We start from the raw sequence: 15,672 nt of genomic DNA on the forward strand, positions 1-15,672 counted from the left end.
CACTTATGCTTGATTATGATGTATTACGATTTATATGGTGGCTGCTGATTGGTGTGTTGCTGATCGGTTTCGCAGTGACTGATGGTTTCGATATGGGAGTTGGTGTTCTGCTGCGGATCATCGGTAAAAACGATACTGAACGCCGCATCATGATTAACTCGATTGCCCCTCACTGGGATGGTAATCAGGTTTGGTTAATTACAGCCGGTGGCGCACTGTTTGCTGCATGGCCGATGGTATACGCTGCCGCTTTCTCTGGTTTTTATGTTGCGATGATCCTGGTATTGGCTGCGCTGTTTTTCCGTCCTGTCGGTTTTGATTACCGTTCAAAACTGGAAAATAGTCAATGGCGCAGTATGTGGGACTGGGGAATTGTTATTGGTAGCTTTGTACCGCCGCTGGTTATTGGGGTTGCATTTGGTAATCTGCTGCAGGGTGTACCGCTGGCGATAGATTCCTATATGCGATTGTCCTATGAAGGGTCATTCTTCGGGTTGTTGAATCCTTATGGCTTGTTGGCGGGTATCATCAGCCTGATGATGATCGTGACACAAGGTGCTACTTACCTGCAAATGCGTACAACCGGTGAGTTGCATCTGCGTTCACGCACTGCCACGCATGTTTGTGCATTGGTAACAGCAGTCGCCTTCCTGTTGGCAGGCGTATGGTTGATTTATGGTATTGATGGTTATGTTGTGACAGGAGGGTTGGATGTTAATGGCCCATCTAACCCACTGCATAAAGAAGTCGCGCATCAGGCGGGAGCATGGCTGATTAACTTTAATAAATATCCGGCGCTGTGGGCAGTACCGGCATTGGGTGTCATTCTTCCTCTGTTGACTATGCTGGCGACACGAATGGATAAAGGGGGGTGGGCATTCCTGTTTTCATCATTGACCGTTGCCTGCATCATTCTGACTTCGGGAATTGCGATGTTCCCATTTGTGATGCCATCAAGCATTGATCCGAATATCAGCCTGACTATGTGGGATGCGACATCCAGTCAGTGGACATTGCAAGTTATGTTTGTTGTTGCACTTATCTTCGTTCCTCTTATCTTGTCGTACACCACCTGGTGTTACTATAAAACTTTTGGACGTTTGGATAAGAATTATATTGAAAACAACAAAAATTCACTGTACTAAGGAGCATAGCGCATGTGGTATTTTGCTTGGATTCTCGGAACGCTTTTAGCTTGTAGTTTCGCTATCATTGCAGCCTTGGCACTTGAGCAGAGCGAATCAAAAAAAGCAACTGAGAGTGGCGAAAAATAATGTTGGCTAATAAATGCTACCAACTCATGGATAAGGGGCCTCTGAGGGCCCTTATCCTCATCATAGCTCTGGCGCTTGCCTCATGTGTATTCTGGGATCCGGCACGTTTTGCTGCTAACACCAGTTCACTTCATGTGTGGCAGGGTGTTTTACTGATTTGGGCTGTTTGTTCTGGTGTTACCTTTGGTGTCGGATTTCATCCTAAACATCTTATCTGGCGGCTTTTCTTTCATCCATTACCTGCATTTTTCATTCTTCTCTTTGGCTTATATCATTTTTTTAAGTAAACTATTTATAAATTTATAGACCGATGGTCTATAAATTTTTTTGATTTCTTTACTGACAAGTCATTCCAAAGCGCGATTGTCTTGAGTATAGTGGCAGCGTCAATTCGCCTGATTAGGATTATATGTGAGTAATATGTTGTTCCGTTGGCCTATCCGTGTTTATTACGAAGACACAGATGCTAGTGGTGTGGTCTATCACGCGCAATATTTAGCCTTTTTTGAAAGAGCTCGTACTGAAATGTTGCGTGAAAAAGGCTTCCATCAAAAGTATATGCTGGATGAGCAGATTGGCTTTGTTGTTAGTCGCATGACTGTTGACTACCGGAAACCAGCTAGATTGGACGATTTGCTGGTTGTTGAAAGCGAAATTACGAATATTCGTGGCGCTTCTCTGACATTTACTCAACGAATTGTTGATTGCAATGGTGTAGCTATCAGCAGCGCAGAATCTCTGGTTGTCTGCGTGAATTCATCTCAAATGAAGCCTATTGCGCTTCCAAAGTCTATTGTCGCGGAGTTTAAGCAGTGACTGACATGAATATCCTTGATTTATTTCTGAAGGCGGGCTTTTTAGTGCAGTTGATCATGTTAATCTTGATCGGCTTCTCTATTGTTTCTTGGGCAATCATTATTCAACGAACGAGAATTCTTAATGCTGCCACCCGAGAAGCGGAAGCATTTGAGGATAAGTTTTGGTCGGGAATCGAATTGTCCCGTCTTTATAAAGAAAGTCAGTCACGCCGTGATTCGTTAAACGGTACTGAACAGATTTTCCATTCTGGTTTTAAAGAATTTGCTCGTTTGCATCAAGTGAATAGCCATGTACCAGAAGCTGTTATCACTGGGGCTTCCCGTGCCATGCGCATTTCAATGAACCGTGAACTGGAAACAGTGGAAAATCACATTCCATTTTTGGGAACTGTGGGTTCCATCAGCCCTTATATTGGCCTGTTTGGGACGGTTTGGGGGATTATGCACGCCTTTATCGCCTTGGGTGCAGTGAAGCAGGCAACTTTGCAAATGGTTGCTCCCGGTATTGCTGAAGCCTTAATTGCAACAGCAATTGGTCTGTTTGCCGCCATTCCTGCGGTGATGGCCTACAACCGTCTGAGCCAGCGCGTCAATAAACTAGAACAAATCTACGATAATTTTATGGAAGAATTTCTGGCGATTTTGCATCGTCAGGCTTTTACTCCTAATACCAATAAGTCGTAATAAATCGTTAGGGGAAATAAGCGAATGGCGCGCACTCGTAGTCGCAGACGTGAGCTAAAATCCGAGATCAATATCGTCCCCTTGCTGGACGTGTTGCTGGTGTTGCTGCTTATCTTTATGGCAACGGCACCGATTATCACGCAAAGCGTAGAAGTTGACTTACCTGATGCGGTGGATTCTAAGGCAGTTTCCAGCTCTGATAATCCGCCGGTCATTATGGAAGTTTCTGGTATTGGGCAATACAATATGATCGTTAATCAGGAACGTCTGGAATTGTTACCTGAACAGCAAATCATTGCTGAAGCTCAAGCTTTGATGAAAGCCAATCCTAAAACAGTTTTCCTGATTGGTGGTTCTAAGGAAGTTCCTTATGACGAAATCATCAAGGCGCTGAATATGCTTCGTCAGGCGGGTGTAAAATCGGTTGGTTTAATGACTCAGCCCATTGGGGCCTGATGGTTGCTGTTACTTAAAGTTTCTGGATGTCGAGCGTGGGAAAGACAAACGAGCAAAATAATAGGCTGAATCGCGCCATTATCATTTCGGTTATACTTCACATTATCCTGATCGGGTTTCTGATTTGGGGTTCGCTGATGCAAAAAACAGAAATGGGAGGCGGCGGAGCTGGTGGTACTGTCATTGATGCTGTTATGGTCGATCCGAATGCCGTCGTTCAGCAATACAATCAGCAACAGCAACAGCAGGCTAATGCAAAATCGGCTGAGCAGCAGCGGAAGAAAAAAGCTGAACAGCAGGCGGCGGAATTGCGGGTAAAACAGGCTGAGGAGCAGGAACGCCTGAAATCGGCAGAAGAAGAGCGAATAAAAGCACAACAGGCGTCTGAAGAACAGAAAAAACAGGCGGATGCCGCCGTTTCGAAAGCCCGTGAGGAACAAAAACTTGCGGAAGAAGCTGCTGCTAAGGCGAAAGCAGAAAAAGAAATAATTCTAAAGGAACAGGCAGAGGCTCGGCAGAAGGCAGAGGTTCAGGCCAAGAAAGAAGCGGAAGAGACTGCGAAACGCAAAGCCGCATCTGAGGCGAAGGCTAAAGCCGAAGCAGAGGCCAAAGCTAAAGCGGAAGCAGAGGCCAAAGCTAAAGCGGAAGCCGAATCTAAGGCAAAAGCAGAAGCCGAGGCAGAAACCAAAGCGAAAACAGAAGCTAAGGCCAAAGCCAAGGCCAAGGCAGAAGCGACAAAACAGGCTCAGGAAGTTGATGACCTGCTGGGTGGGTTAACGTCCAGTGCACCTAAGCAGGGCGGGGCATCTGCGGCTGGTCAAGGTGGCGGCAAGAAAAGCGGCCCTTCACAGTCGGATATCAATAATTACAAGGGGCAAATTCAGACTGCAATCCAGCAGAATTTCCATGACCCGAGTTTGTATCTCGGACGTACTTGTGAGTTACGGATAAAATTGGCACCGGATGGCCTGCTGATTGATATTAAGGCTGGTGCGGGTGACCCTGCGTTATGCAGGGCAGCGGTTGCAGCGGCTCGTCAGACTAAAATTCCACGACCACCGAGTAAAGAGATTTATGAGCATTTCAAGAATTCTTCACTGGATTTCAAGCCCCAGTAAGGTAATTATTTGGTAGAAAAGCGTTATTTGGTAGTTAAAAATACGAATAATTTATATATACAAACAAAATTATTAGATTTTATTTAGGTATCTAGTTTTGTTTGTTGGCCTTTGTTAGAATCCGGCGGATTATTGCGGGCATATAAACGATCGCGATAAGGGAGACATGATGAAGCAAACTTTTAAACAGTCGTTTAAAATAGTATTAGGCTTTTTGATGATGTGGGCAGCGCTTGCTCATGCGGAAGTTCGCATTGAAATTACACAGGGTGTTGATTCTGCACGTCCTATTGGAGTCGTTCCATTTAAATGGACAGGTGCAGCTAATGCTCCAGAAGAAATTGGTTCAATTATTGCTGCGGATTTGAGAAACAGTGGGAAGTTCAATCCCATTGATCCAAACCGTATGCCACAACAACCCACAACTGCATCAGAGGTAACACCTGCTGCATGGTCTGCCCTCGGGATTGACTCTGTGATTGTTGGGCAAATCCAGCCCGCTGCAGATGGCAATTATCTGGTTTCATATCAGCTAGTGGATACTGCTGGTGCACCAGGAACGGTGATGGCTCAGGATCAATTTAAAATTGAGAAAAAATGGCTACGCCATGCCGCCCATACTGCCAGTGATCAAGTATTTGAAAAACTGACGGGTATTAAAGGGGCATTCCGTACCCGTTTGGCTTATGTCGTCAAGAAGGCGAGCGTGGGTAAATACCCATATGAACTGCGTGTTTCCGATTATGATGGTTATAACCAATTTACCGTACACCGCTCACCTGAACCATTAATGTCGCCAGCATGGTTGCCAGATGGTTCTCAACTTGCTTATGTTACGTTTGAAAGTGGCCGCTCTGCGCTAGTTATTCAAACACTGGCAACGACAGCAGTGCGTCAGGTAGCCTCGTTCCCTCGTCATAACGGAGCGCCTGCATTTTCTCCAGATGGGACTAAACTTGCATTTGCACTATCTAAAACAGGTAGTTTGAATCTTTACATGATGGATTTGGCTTCTGGTCAGATCCGTCAGGTAACTGATGGCCGCAGTAACAATACTGAGCCAAGCTGGATGCCGGATAACCAGACATTGGTCTATACCTCAGATCAAGGTGGCCGTCCGCAGTTGTACAAAATTGATATTAATGGCGGTGCTCCACAGCGCCTGACTTGGGAAGGTTCTCAGAACCAAGATGCTGATGTTAGTTCTGACGGTAGTTTTATCGTGATGGTTAGCTCAGCAAGTGGCAGTCAGCATATCGCCAAACAAGATCTGGCAACGGGGTCTGTCCAAATTTTGACAGATACGTTTCTAGATGAAACGCCGAGTATCGCACCTAACGGCACTATGGTGATTTATAGCTCCACTCAAGGGTTGGGGACTGTATTGCAGCTAGTTTCGACCGACGGGCGTTTCAAAGCGCGTCTTCCGGCTACCGATGGACAGGTTAAATTCCCTGCCTGGTCGCCGTATCTGTGATGCATAATAAATAATATGTATGGCAAACTATAAAAGGATCAAAGAAATGCAACTGAACAAAGTGCTAAAAGGGCTGATGTTAGCTTTACCAATCATGGCCGTAGCAGCGTGTAGTACTAACAAAAATGGCAACAATGATCAGTCTGGTGTAGGCACTGTTGATAATTCTGCTAAAGCAGGTCTGTCTGCTGAAGAATTAGCACGTCAGCAGATGCAAGAGCTGCAAAACAACAATATCGTATACTTCGGTTTCGATAAGTATGACATCAACAGCGATTTCGCTCAGATGCTGGATGCACACGCGGCATTCCTGCGCAGCAACCCATCTATCAAAGTGACCATTGAAGGCCATGCAGACGAACGCGGTACGCCTGAGTACAACATCGCTCTGGGTGAGCGTCGTGCTAACGCAGTGAAAATGTACCTGCAAGGCAAAGGTGTTTCTGCTGATCAACTGGCTATCGTTTCTTACGGTAAAGAAAAACCAGCTGTACTTGGCCATGACGAAGCAGCATACGCTAAAAACCGTCGTGCTGTAATCGTATACTAAGAGTAATGCATGAACAGTAACTTCAGACGTTATGTGTTGGGTCTGTCGTTATTGGTTGGCGTAGCGGCTCCTTGGGCCGCTACCGCCCAAGCGCCAATCAGTAATGTCGGCTCAGGCTCCACCGATGAGCGCCTCTCCCAATTAGAGCGTGTTTCCGATGCTCATAGTCAATTGTTAACTCAACTTCAACAACAACTTGCTGATTCTCAACGTGATATTGATACACTCCGTGGTCAGATCCAGGAAAATCAGTATCAATTAAATCAAGTCATTGAGCGCCAGAAAGATATTTACCAACAGTTGGATAAAATCACTAATCCATCATCAGGTACAGAAGGCGATAATACAGCCACGCCATCGGCAAAAACCGATGGTAATCCACCTGCTGCTCCGGCGAGTACGGGGAGTGAAAAAGGTGATTACGATGCTGCGGTTGCTTTGGCGATCAATACCAAAGAATATGATAAAGCAATCTCTGCGTTTCAAACGTTCGTTAAAGCCTATCCTAAGTCGAAATATTTATCGAATACCAACTATTGGTTAGGGCAGTTGAATTACAACAAAGGCAAGAAAGACGACGCGGCTTATTATTTCGCTACTGTCGTGAAAGATTATCCCAAATCACAGAAAAGCAGTGATTCTCTGTACAAAGTGGGATTAATCATGCAAGAAAAGGGACAGAAGGTTAAAGCGAAAGCAGTTTATCAGCAGGTTGTTAAACAATATCCTGGCACTAATTCGGCTAAAATGGCCGAGAAAAAGATTGCGGGGATGTAATAATTATCCCCGAAGGGTCATATATCGGTCTTTTCGGGGGTGATTGGATGATTAGTAGGCGTTTAAACGAGATTTAATAAAATAAACGTTGCGCCCTGCTGAGAAATCAGTAATATATGCCGCCGTTGGCAGGGAATACTGTCAAGCAGATTTAGATGGGTCGTTAGCTCAGTCGGTAGAGCAGTTGACTTTTAATCAATTGGTCGCAGGTTCGAATCCTGCACGACCCACCATTTTAAATCTCAATTCAAGTACACCTTAGATGGGTCGTTAGCTCAGTCGGTAGAGCAGTTGACTTTTAATCAATTGGTCGCAGGTTCGAATCCTGCACGACCCACCATCTTAAATTTCAGTTCAAATACTCCTTAGATGAATTTTTAGCTCCGTCGGTAGATCAGCACAGCCTAACTCGTAAGTATTGACTCAGAAGATGAGTCATTTATTATCCATTATCATTTTAAAAACGTTAAAATAATCAAAGACTTTTATTTATAAATTCGCTATCTTGTTTAGTATATAAAACATGGATAGAAAAAATAGTCAATTTGTATCGTAATCACACGTTTTTGTATTGATATACTAAACACTACTTATGATAAGGATAGGAAAGGATGGATTTTTTCAGTATTAGTAACATATTAGTACGTATTCCATTGGGTGCAGACGGTTATAATCTCTCGTATATTGAAGCTGTTGGTACGATAGCTGGTTTATTATGTATCTGGCTTGCCAGTCAGGAGAAAATCATTAATTACCTGTTTGGATTGATTAATGTCTCTCTCTTTGCCGTTATCTTCTTTCAAATTCAACTCTACGCCAGTCTTCTCCTGCAAATCTTTTTCTTCGCGGCCAATATCTACGGCTGGTATGCCTGGAGTCGTGTTAATGAACAGAAACAGATGGAACTTAAAATCCGCTGGCTCAATCCCAAACAAACAATTACCGTCGCTGCTGTTTCCATATTTGCAATCTTGACAATGATGTTTAATATCGACCAAATCTTTGGCTATATGGCAAAAATTGCGGTTCTTGTCTTACAGGGAATGGGCTTCAATATTACGATGCCAGCCTTAGAGCCAGATGCATTTCCATTCTGGGATTCGGTGATGACAGTATTATCGATAGTGGCAATGGTACTGATGACTCGTAAACACGTGGAAAACTGGCTGGTATGGGTGATTATCAATGTGATCAGCGTGGTGATTTATTTCCACCAGGGTGTTCTGGCAATGTCTTTGCAATACATTATATTGACGGGTATTGCACTGAACGGTGCCCGCCTGTGGATCAAGGCTGCTAAACCCAATGGCTCATAATCGACCGGAAATATGAATTAAAATCTATCCGCAGGTCATAGGTAGCCAATCTATCTACGGCCTGTTATTGAGTGTTTTGCTTCAATGTATTCAAATTCCACCCGTTCAATCATCTGAATCAACATCATTTTTACTCAAAAAGACCTCTTCTATAAAGAAATCCTCTCTTTTTTACTCACAAAGATTATTTACAGCATAACGCCTAACAGTTAGATTAAGATCACAAAATTATCTTAAATAACTGTAAACACATTAGGTGAAAGGACAATGAATTACCAGAATGACGATATAAGGATAAGAAAAATAACGGAATTATTGCCACCAGTTGCATTACTCGAAAAATTTCCTGCGACAAAAAATACTGCTACTACCGTTCGTGAAGCCCGTGAAGCTATTCATAACGTTTTAACTGGTGAAGATGATCGTCTATTGGTAGTGATTGGTCCGTGTTCAATTCATGACCCAAAGGCAGCATTGGAATATGCAGAACGCCTGAATAAGTTACGTGAAGAATTGAAAGCTGATTTGGAAATTGTGATGCGGGTTTATTTTGAAAAACCCCGTACCACGATAGGTTGGAAAGGGTTAATTAATGACCCGAACATGGATTGTAGCTTTGATATTAATGATGGGTTACGTACTGCCCGTAAGCTTCTGATCGATATTAACGACATGGGGCTGCCTGCTGCGGGTGAGTTCCTTGATATGATAACTCCTCAGTATCTTGCTGATCTCATGAGCTGGGGCGCGATAGGGGCGCGTACAACGGAATCTCAGGTTCACCGTGAACTGGCATCAGGGCTTTCTTGTCCGGTTGGCTTTAAAAATGGAACTGACGGCACAATAAAAGTTGCCATTGATGCTATCAACGCGGCCAGCTCACCTCACTGTTTTCTTTCTGTGACTAAATGGGGACACTCTGCGATTGTCAGCACCACGGGTAATCAGGATTGCCATATTATTCTGCGTGGTGGCAAAGAGCCAAATTACAGTGCGGAGCATGTCAGTGTCGTTAAAGAGGAATTGATGAAAGCTGGTTTAGCTCCTCATGTGATGATTGATTTCAGCCATGCAAACAGTTCGAAGCAGTTCAAAAGGCAAATGGACGTTAATGATGATGTTTGTGATCAGATTGCAAGGGGAGAAAACGCGATTATTGGCGTCATGGTTGAAAGCCATCTCGTTGAGGGAAGCCAAAATCTCGATAGTGATAAGCCTTTAGTTTATGGACAAAGTGTGACAGATGCCTGCATTGGCTGGGATGACACAGAAACGTTACTGCGTCAGTTATCTCAGTCTGTCAAAGCCCGGAGGGGATAAAGCAGCATAAAAAAGCCGGAGTGATTTCCGGCTTTTTAGTATTACGTTTCCTAAATCTTGGATACAAGATTATTTTGCTTTACCTTGGTTTGCTACAGCGGCTGCTTTTGCTGCAATCTCGTCAGCATTACCCAGATAATAGTGCTTGATAGGTTGCATGTTTTCATCAAACTCATAAACCAGTGGCACAGCAGTTGGGATATTCAGCTCAAGAATTTCTTCTTCACTCATGCCATCCAAATATTTCACCAAAGCACGCAGAGAGTTGCCATGAGCGGCGATGATAATTTTTTCACCGTTTGCAACACGAGGTTTGATAACGTCTTCCCAATAAGGAACAACACGCTCAATCGTGGCTGCAAGGCTTTCTGTGGCAGGAAGTTCTTCTGGTTTCAAGTTCGCGTAACGAGGATCATGGCCAGGGTAACGTTCATCATCTTTAGTCAAATCTGGAGGTGTGATCGCGAAGCCACGGCGCCACAATTTAACTTGATCATCCCCGTACTTAGCGGCAGTTTCAGCTTTGTCCAGACCTTGCAGTGCACCGTAGTGGCGTTCATTCAGTTTCCAGTTTTTCTCAACCGGCAGCCATTGCTGATCGACTTGGTCCAGAATGTTCCACAAAGTGTGAATAGCACGTTTTAAAACAGAAGTGTAGGCAAAATCAAAAGCGAAACCTTCTTGTTTCAGTAATTGACCCGCCTGTTGTGCTTCTGTACGGCCTTTGTCAGACAATTCAACATCAGTCCAGCCAGTAAAACGGTTCTCTTTGTTCCACTCGCTCTCTCCGTGCCTTACAAGAACCAGTTTAGTTACAGCCATAGCTTAAACTCCTATCAGTACTTTTTAATACAAAATGAAATGGTCGCTGCGGGCATTATATGGCGCGATAGACCGAAACGGCAAACAATAGTCTTGAACCCTCTGTTCTAAATCATGTTTGGTAATAGTCACTGTATGAGTAATGATTTTACCGGATAGGTGAAAAACAGGAGATGGCCCAGATTGAGTGAAACGTGGAAAGCGACCGCAACCCATAAACGACCACTCCACATCCATGCCAGACCATAAATTAATCCTGCCAGTGTTGCGAAAATCATCAACAAACTGCCACCGGCAAAATGTGCGGCGCCAAAAATCAGCGAAGTGATAATGAGTGCCAAATAGGGATTCATCCACTGACTTAGCTTTTGCTGGAGGTAGCCACGGAACAGGGCTTCTTCTGCCAATGAGACAAAGAAAATATTGGCAACGACGAAAGCAGGGAACCAACTAGGTAAATGCAGCTCAACGGCTAATCCCCCTAACTCTGTGGCAAGGCCCAATAGCGCAGGTATCGCGACTATCAATGCTGCCCATACATGCGGGAAGGCATTTGCCACGGGCTTTCGAGTGAACAGGCTTGGCATGCAGAATAATAGAATGAATGGAATCAGTGCCTTGTCAAAGTTGAAATACATTGAAAAAGGTGCACTAAGCGGGCCAACTTGCACCTTATCTAGGTATTTCAAGTTATTAAATCCCGGAATGTAATGCATGAACAGTAAAACCACAGAGATGAGCAGTAATACCTCAGTGATAATTCTGAATGTAGGATGTTTTTTGAGGTAAACGTGTGCTGTACCTAAACCAGCAATCACAATAAGCGCAGCAACTGCGGGAAAGGTGAGCACGTTAGTGCTGATCCCAATGATTAAAGCTAGAAATGCGATGGAAAATGCAATAATGCGACGAGTATCCAAAAGCGCCAATGAAACGGCAAGTAACGCCCAAGACATATAATTCCCTGTTATTTTTGGTGAATTAGACAAATAGTCTAAAAAATAGACTTTAAATAAATTGTACTAGGTTAAAATAACCTGATGTCATTATAAAAAATTTTTAAAAAGTAGTCATTTTTTCATTGTGGAGTGGGATTTTCTGGCAGTTGCTATTTCTTTAGTAAAAAGATTCGAGTGAAAGCCCTCTTTCGACGTTAAATCGGGAGAGGGCTTGCACTGACAGGATGGCATTACAAAGACTGTTGGGAGATATCTTCGGTTTCATACAGGTAAATATTGCCATCAGGAATAAATTTCAGGCGGTGAGTCATGCATTCTGGCGCATCTTCCTGATGATGGGAAACAAACAGAAGTTGTGTATCACCATTGGCAATCATGATATCAATGAAACGCAGGACTAACTGACGGTTGAGAGGATCAAGCCCCTGCAATGGTTCATCCAGAATCAATAAAGCGGGATGTTTCACCAAGGCACGGGCAACCAGAACGAGCCTTTGTTGTCCCCATGATAGGCTGTGAAATGGGCTGTTTGAGATTGCTTCAGAGAATCCCAATAAGGCTAGCCACTCATCAGCTAATTGCTGCTGCCGATCTGAAACGGCCTGATATAACCCAATGGAATCGAAGAACCCAGAGAGAATGACATTTCGAACGCAGGTACTGACACGATACTCAAGGTGAATGCTGTTACTGACATAACCAATGTGGCGTTTAATATCCCAGATAGTTTCGCCACTGCCTCTCTGTCGGCCGAATAAGATCAGCTCATTGTTGTAACCTTGGGGATGATCGCCCGTAATCAGGTTGAGGAGGGTGGATTTTCCTGCACCATTTTCACCGATGATTTGCCAGTGTTCGTCTGGATTTATTTTCCAGCTCAGACCATGCAGTATCGGTTTGTCATTGTACTGAACAACAACATTGCACATCGACACTAGTGGTTGATCTTCGGGGAATTGTTCATCTGCACGGTATTCGTCTGTTTCAGGAAGGCGAATGTCTTTCAGTGCTTCGCTGTGGGCTAACTGTGCCACGAGAGATTCTGACAGAATACTCTCCTTCTTTCCTGCCAGTGCCAGGTGGCAATCAGCCAGTACACCGATCTGTTCGACAAAATCAGGAATTTCATGGAATCGGGTCAGTATTAAAACCAACGTGATGCCTTTTGCTGCCAGCGATCCGAATAATTGGGACAATTGATTCTGAGCATAAGTATCCAGCCCGTCAAAAGGCTGATCAAGGATGAGCAGGTCGGGATTAGCCATTAATGCCTGACAAAGTAACACCTTGCGAACTTCTCCCGTCGAGAGATATTTGAACCGGCGTGAGAGCAAATCCTTGATACCAAAATACGCTGCCAGTTCAAGGCATAATTCATTATCTTTATGGTGGAGTTGAATCATCTCTGCGGCGGTACGCCCAGTATCTTCCTCATCTTCACTGAGTAAATCGGTATTATTGCGTTGCCACTCTTCATCAATCAGTTGTTGAAGTTGTTCGAAAGAGAGACGTACAGGTGTATTAAATGAACAATGACGTTCACCTGCAAGTTGAATTAATTCATCCGACAGAGCACGAGCCAGAGAAGACTTCCCACTGCCATTTGCGCCGACAAACGCCCAACTTTCGCCAGAAATAATTTTCAGTGACGGTAGCCGCAGGGTACGGGTGTCACTTAAACGGAAACTACCTTGTGTTATTTGCAACTCAGACATTTCTATTCCTTTTTAAGCAACATCAACTAGAGGATCACCAGAAATAAGCGGAATAATGTTCAATGTCAATGCGTAGCTGTCTGTTATTCATTGAAGGTGGGTTATTTTTGGAAGGTGACTACAGAATGAAACAGGTAAGTTGCCATTCCCCTCTGACACTTAGGTTTATCAGAGGGATGTACCATTAACACAGGGTTGCAATAATCACTTTATCGGCATTAAAGAGTGCGGTGACGAAATCATTAGGCTGAAGACCCGAACGCTCCATTTCCTGATTGGCTAGCGTAACGCAGAGTGACTCACCACTATCAAGCGTCAGGATAACTTCACTGTGTTCTGTTCCTGTTTCAATCAGACTGACTTGGCCGGGTAAGGCATTATCGAATGGCGTCGTTGTTACAGGCTCCTTGCTTAAGGTTATCCACGGTGCCTTAATTAACACCAGCACTTCTTTCCCTTTTACCAGCTTCAGCCGGTTTGCGCTTCGCTCAGTCAGCGCGACAGAGATCGATGTTCTGCCATCAGCCAGTAAGATATGGACATGTTGCTGGATATTTTCATGATCACGTTCGACTATCGTACCGAAAAATTGGTTCCGGGCGCTGGATTGCAACGAAAAACGGGAAATAGCCGCGAGCAGGCTATTCAAAGGCAGAGAATCCTCTTTCAGCACATCGAATGCCTTTTGTTGAATTCTTTCCAGCAGATCATAAAGTTGTAACAGGCGTTCACCATAGTGCGTAAGTTGCGCACCCCCGCCACCTTTGCCGCCAGTGGCACGTTCTACCAATACCTCATCTGCGAGATGATTCATTTCATTGATGGCATCCCAAGCGCTTTTATAGCTGATCCCGGCCTGTTTTGCTCCCTGACTGATAGAACCTGTTATTTTAATCTGCTTGAGCAATTCGATTCGCCGAGGATCAGCGAAAAGGCGTTGCTGTAATTTGAGTGTTAACAATATTTCGGCTTGCATAGTGATTCATTTCAGGCAAATATTTGAGAGTTTTTTACAGGATAACCGTAAGAATCGCACGTTTCGTCGGTTACTGTTACTTTTTTATTGTCTAGAATAGCGAGATCATCGCCTGTGTCATGAAGCACCGTTTTTCCATTAAGGAAAAATAACGCCGAGTGTTGCACAGTTAATTTTTTGGCTAAATTATGGTCACTCATGATATGAGGTTTGCATGTTTGAGTTGATTGGAAGTATGGCGTTTGCGTTGATCATGGTTCCTGTTGTGATGGCACTGATTTTGGGGCTGATTTACGGGCTTGGCGAAGTGTTCAACGTTATTTCCAAAACAGGAAATACCGAACGGCAGCCTTGATCTGATTTTACCGTTAGTGTTTCTGTTACCCGGTTTTGCCGGGTAATTTCTTTTCTCTCTCATTACCTGCCCATCTGACTGAATTCCCGCTTACTGGCAAACTTTTGTTTGCTTCCTGAACTGCAATTTCGGCCTGGATTAACATAAAAGCTAAAAGTGGCTCACAAGTTGCCGATTAATCCCAGAATAGTATTTTCATTTAACGTTGTATCTTGTTATATACAGCGCACCATATTGGTTATCATAGGTGGAATACGAAATGAAAAAGAACCTGAAAAAGAGCATGTATCAATTGCTGACAGGGGCTGTGGTTTCTTTTGCGCTGGTTGGGAATAGCTGGAGTGCAGAAAAAGTGACCGTCTTTGCGGCCGCGTCATTGACCAATGCACTTAACGATATTGCCGCTCAGTACAAAAAAGAACAACAGGGAGACATTGTTGCCTCTTATGCTTCATCGTCAACACTGGCACGTCAGATTGAGCAGGGTGCCCCCGCTGATATCTTTGTTTCTGCTGATCAGCAGTGGATGGACTATGCCGCAGGCAAAAAACTGATTGCTGAAAATACGCGTCATACTTTATTAGGTAATCAACTTGTCTTGATTGCACCCAAAGAGAGCAAGCTGGATAAAATCGACATCGATCGAGAAACAAAATGGCAATCTCTGCTGGCAGATGGGCGTCTGGCGGTGGGTGATCCCGATCATGTTCCTGTCGGCATTTATGCCAAAGAGTCGCTGCAATCTCTGGGAGCGTGGGAGGCGGTCAATCCACTGATGGCACGCACTAACAATGTACGTAGTGGTATGGCGCTGGTAGAGCGAGCGGAAGTACCGCTGGGAATTGTTTATGGTTCTGATGCAGTTGCCAGCAAAAAAGTGAAAGTTGTCGGTATATTCCCATCAGAGAGTCATAAACCAGTGGAATATCCCATTGCAATTATTAAAGGTCATGAAAATCAGGCCGTCCGTGATTTTTATGATTATCTCAAAACCCCTGAAGCCGCAGTCATTTTCAAACGCTATGGTTTCAGTCCACTGTAGGAACTGAATCTTT

General features: G+C 44.2%; 18 protein-coding genes and 2 tRNA genes. 16 read left to right on the plus strand and 4 right to left on the minus strand.

The annotated features are described in order from the left end of the window. Nucleotides 1–5 precede the first annotated feature (5 nt). The 14 genes from cydB (at nt 6) to aroG (ending at nt 9,790) form a co-directional block, all read left to right on the plus strand. Nucleotides 6–1,145 (plus strand): cytochrome d ubiquinol oxidase subunit II, encoded by a 1,140-nt coding sequence (gene cydB / locus PSI22_RS02390; protein WP_038246165.1) that lies wholly within the window; start codon nt 6–8, stop codon nt 1,143–1,145. Nucleotides 1,146–1,157: 12 nt separating this feature from the next. Beyond that, nucleotides 1,158–1,274 (plus strand): cytochrome bd-I oxidase subunit CydX, encoded by a 117-nt coding sequence (gene cydX, locus PSI22_RS02395; RefSeq protein WP_012987608.1) that lies wholly within the window; start codon nt 1,158–1,160, stop codon nt 1,272–1,274. After that, the gene (ybgE, locus tag PSI22_RS02400) at nt 1,274–1,561 is read left to right on the plus strand and encodes a cyd operon protein YbgE (protein ID WP_273578372.1); all 288 of its coding nucleotides are present in this window, start codon (nt 1,274–1,276) and stop codon (nt 1,559–1,561) included. Before cydX ends, ybgE begins: the two co-directional genes overlap by 1 nt. Before the next feature lie 124 nt (nt 1,562–1,685). After that, nucleotides 1,686–2,090: a tol-pal system-associated acyl-CoA thioesterase gene (ybgC, locus tag PSI22_RS02405; protein ID WP_273578374.1), complete on the plus strand. Its 405-nt coding sequence runs from the start codon at nt 1,686–1,688 to the stop codon at nt 2,088–2,090. Continuing rightward, complete coding sequence (gene tolQ, locus PSI22_RS02410) at nt 2,087–2,776, plus strand: Tol-Pal system protein TolQ (RefSeq protein ID WP_038193160.1); 690 nt, start codon at nt 2,087–2,089, stop codon at nt 2,774–2,776. The genes ybgC and tolQ overlap by 4 nt, the downstream gene beginning before the upstream one ends. A 24-nt stretch (nt 2,777–2,800) precedes the next feature. Further along, nucleotides 2,801–3,232, plus strand: coding sequence for a colicin uptake protein TolR (gene tolR, locus PSI22_RS02415; RefSeq protein WP_273578378.1), 432 nt, complete (start codon nt 2,801–2,803; stop codon nt 3,230–3,232). Nucleotides 3,233–3,267: 35 nt separating this feature from the next. Beyond that, nucleotides 3,268–4,350 carry a cell envelope integrity protein TolA gene (gene tolA / locus PSI22_RS02420; RefSeq protein WP_273578380.1) on the plus strand — a complete coding sequence of 361 codons (1,083 nt, stop codon included), beginning with the start codon at nt 3,268–3,270 and terminating at the stop codon, nt 4,348–4,350. 169 nt (nt 4,351–4,519) lie between these two features. Further along, the gene (gene tolB, locus PSI22_RS02425; RefSeq protein WP_038246162.1) at nt 4,520–5,827 is read left to right on the plus strand and encodes a Tol-Pal system beta propeller repeat protein TolB; all 1,308 of its coding nucleotides are present in this window, start codon (nt 4,520–4,522) and stop codon (nt 5,825–5,827) included. Between the two features lie 46 nt (nt 5,828–5,873). After that, the gene (pal, locus tag PSI22_RS02430; protein ID WP_038189160.1) at nt 5,874–6,377 is read left to right on the plus strand and encodes a peptidoglycan-associated lipoprotein Pal; all 504 of its coding nucleotides are present in this window, start codon (nt 5,874–5,876) and stop codon (nt 6,375–6,377) included. 9 nt (nt 6,378–6,386) lie between these two features. Further along, nucleotides 6,387–7,154, plus strand: coding sequence for a cell division protein CpoB (cpoB, locus tag PSI22_RS02435; protein WP_038189158.1), 768 nt, complete (start codon nt 6,387–6,389; stop codon nt 7,152–7,154). A 157-nt stretch (nt 7,155–7,311) separates the two neighbouring features. Further along, a tRNA-Lys gene (locus tag PSI22_RS02440) sits at nt 7,312–7,387 on the plus strand. A gap of 31 nt (nt 7,388–7,418) precedes the next feature. Next, nucleotides 7,419–7,494, plus strand: a tRNA-Lys gene (locus PSI22_RS02445). A 271-nt stretch (nt 7,495–7,765) separates the two neighbouring features. Further along, the gene (pnuC, locus tag PSI22_RS02450) at nt 7,766–8,470 is read left to right on the plus strand and encodes a nicotinamide riboside transporter PnuC (protein WP_273578385.1); all 705 of its coding nucleotides are present in this window, start codon (nt 7,766–7,768) and stop codon (nt 8,468–8,470) included. Between the two features lie 267 nt (nt 8,471–8,737). Continuing rightward, nucleotides 8,738–9,790 carry a 3-deoxy-7-phosphoheptulonate synthase AroG gene (aroG, locus tag PSI22_RS02455; protein WP_273578388.1) on the plus strand — a complete coding sequence of 351 codons (1,053 nt, stop codon included), beginning with the start codon at nt 8,738–8,740 and terminating at the stop codon, nt 9,788–9,790. Nucleotides 9,791–9,859: 69 nt separating this feature from the next. Here aroG and gpmA read toward each other — a convergent pair whose 3' ends face one another. The 4 genes from gpmA to modE form a co-directional block, all read right to left on the minus strand. Further along, a complete protein-coding gene (gene gpmA, locus PSI22_RS02460) occupies nt 9,860–10,612 on the minus strand; it encodes a 2,3-diphosphoglycerate-dependent phosphoglycerate mutase (RefSeq protein ID WP_038206425.1) in 753 nt (250 codons plus the stop codon). 128 nt (nt 10,613–10,740) lie between these two features. Continuing rightward, on the minus strand, nt 10,741–11,568 hold the full coding sequence (locus tag PSI22_RS02465; RefSeq protein ID WP_273578390.1) for a CPBP family intramembrane glutamic endopeptidase: 828 nt from the start codon (nt 11,566–11,568) through the stop codon (nt 10,741–10,743). Between the two features lie 233 nt (nt 11,569–11,801). Continuing rightward, nucleotides 11,802–13,286 carry a molybdate ABC transporter ATP-binding protein ModF gene (gene modF, locus PSI22_RS02470; RefSeq protein WP_273578392.1) on the minus strand — a complete coding sequence of 495 codons (1,485 nt, stop codon included), beginning with the start codon at nt 13,284–13,286 and terminating at the stop codon, nt 11,802–11,804. 184 nt (nt 13,287–13,470) lie between these two features. Beyond that, nucleotides 13,471–14,262, minus strand: a complete 792-nt coding sequence (gene modE, locus PSI22_RS02475) for a molybdenum-dependent transcriptional regulator (protein WP_273578394.1) — start codon at nt 14,260–14,262, stop codon at nt 13,471–13,473. Nucleotides 14,263–14,476: 214 nt separating this feature from the next. Between modE and PSI22_RS02480 the strand changes: the two genes are divergently transcribed. Further along, nucleotides 14,477–14,617, plus strand: a complete 141-nt coding sequence (locus PSI22_RS02480; RefSeq protein WP_071824404.1) for an AcrZ family multidrug efflux pump-associated protein — start codon at nt 14,477–14,479, stop codon at nt 14,615–14,617. 259 nt (nt 14,618–14,876) lie between these two features. Next, entirely contained in the window at nt 14,877–15,659 is a 783-nt protein-coding gene (gene modA, locus PSI22_RS02485) for a molybdate ABC transporter substrate-binding protein (RefSeq protein WP_370688984.1), read from the plus strand. Nucleotides 15,660–15,672: the final 13 nt, after the last annotated feature.

It is taken from the genome of Xenorhabdus aichiensis (assembly GCF_028598775.1).
Classification (GTDB): Bacteria; Pseudomonadota; Gammaproteobacteria; order Enterobacterales; family Enterobacteriaceae; genus Xenorhabdus; species Xenorhabdus bovienii.

What these genes read in the sequence shown, in the direction of transcription:
- cydB (WP_038246165.1), top strand. Translation starts at nt 6, where the DNA reads ATGCTTGATTATGATGTATTACGATTTATATGGTGGCTGCTGATTGGT.
- cydX (WP_012987608.1), top strand. Translation starts at nt 1,158, where the DNA reads ATGTGGTATTTTGCTTGGATTCTCGGAACGCTTTTAGCTTGTAGTTTC.
- ybgE (WP_273578372.1), top strand. Translation starts at nt 1,274, where the DNA reads ATGTTGGCTAATAAATGCTACCAACTCATGGATAAGGGGCCTCTGAGG.
- tolR (WP_273578378.1), top strand. Translation starts at nt 2,801, where the DNA reads ATGGCGCGCACTCGTAGTCGCAGACGTGAGCTAAAATCCGAGATCAAT.
- tolB (WP_038246162.1), top strand. Translation starts at nt 4,520, where the DNA reads ATGAAGCAAACTTTTAAACAGTCGTTTAAAATAGTATTAGGCTTTTTG.
- pal (WP_038189160.1), top strand. Translation starts at nt 5,874, where the DNA reads ATGCAACTGAACAAAGTGCTAAAAGGGCTGATGTTAGCTTTACCAATC.
- cpoB (WP_038189158.1), top strand. Translation starts at nt 6,387, where the DNA reads ATGAACAGTAACTTCAGACGTTATGTGTTGGGTCTGTCGTTATTGGTT.
- pnuC (WP_273578385.1), top strand. Translation starts at nt 7,766, where the DNA reads ATGGATTTTTTCAGTATTAGTAACATATTAGTACGTATTCCATTGGGT.
- aroG (WP_273578388.1), top strand. Translation starts at nt 8,738, where the DNA reads ATGAATTACCAGAATGACGATATAAGGATAAGAAAAATAACGGAATTA.
- gpmA (WP_038206425.1), bottom strand. Translation starts at nt 10,612, where the DNA reads ATGGCTGTAACTAAACTGGTTCTTGTAAGGCACGGAGAGAGCGAGTGG.
- PSI22_RS02465 (WP_273578390.1), bottom strand. Translation starts at nt 11,568, where the DNA reads ATGTCTTGGGCGTTACTTGCCGTTTCATTGGCGCTTTTGGATACTCGT.
- modF (WP_273578392.1), bottom strand. Translation starts at nt 13,286, where the DNA reads ATGTCTGAGTTGCAAATAACACAAGGTAGTTTCCGTTTAAGTGACACC.
- modE (WP_273578394.1), bottom strand. Translation starts at nt 14,262, where the DNA reads ATGCAAGCCGAAATATTGTTAACACTCAAATTACAGCAACGCCTTTTC.
- PSI22_RS02480 (WP_071824404.1), top strand. Translation starts at nt 14,477, where the DNA reads ATGTTTGAGTTGATTGGAAGTATGGCGTTTGCGTTGATCATGGTTCCT.
- modA (WP_370688984.1), top strand. Translation starts at nt 14,877, where the DNA reads ATGAAAAAGAACCTGAAAAAGAGCATGTATCAATTGCTGACAGGGGCT.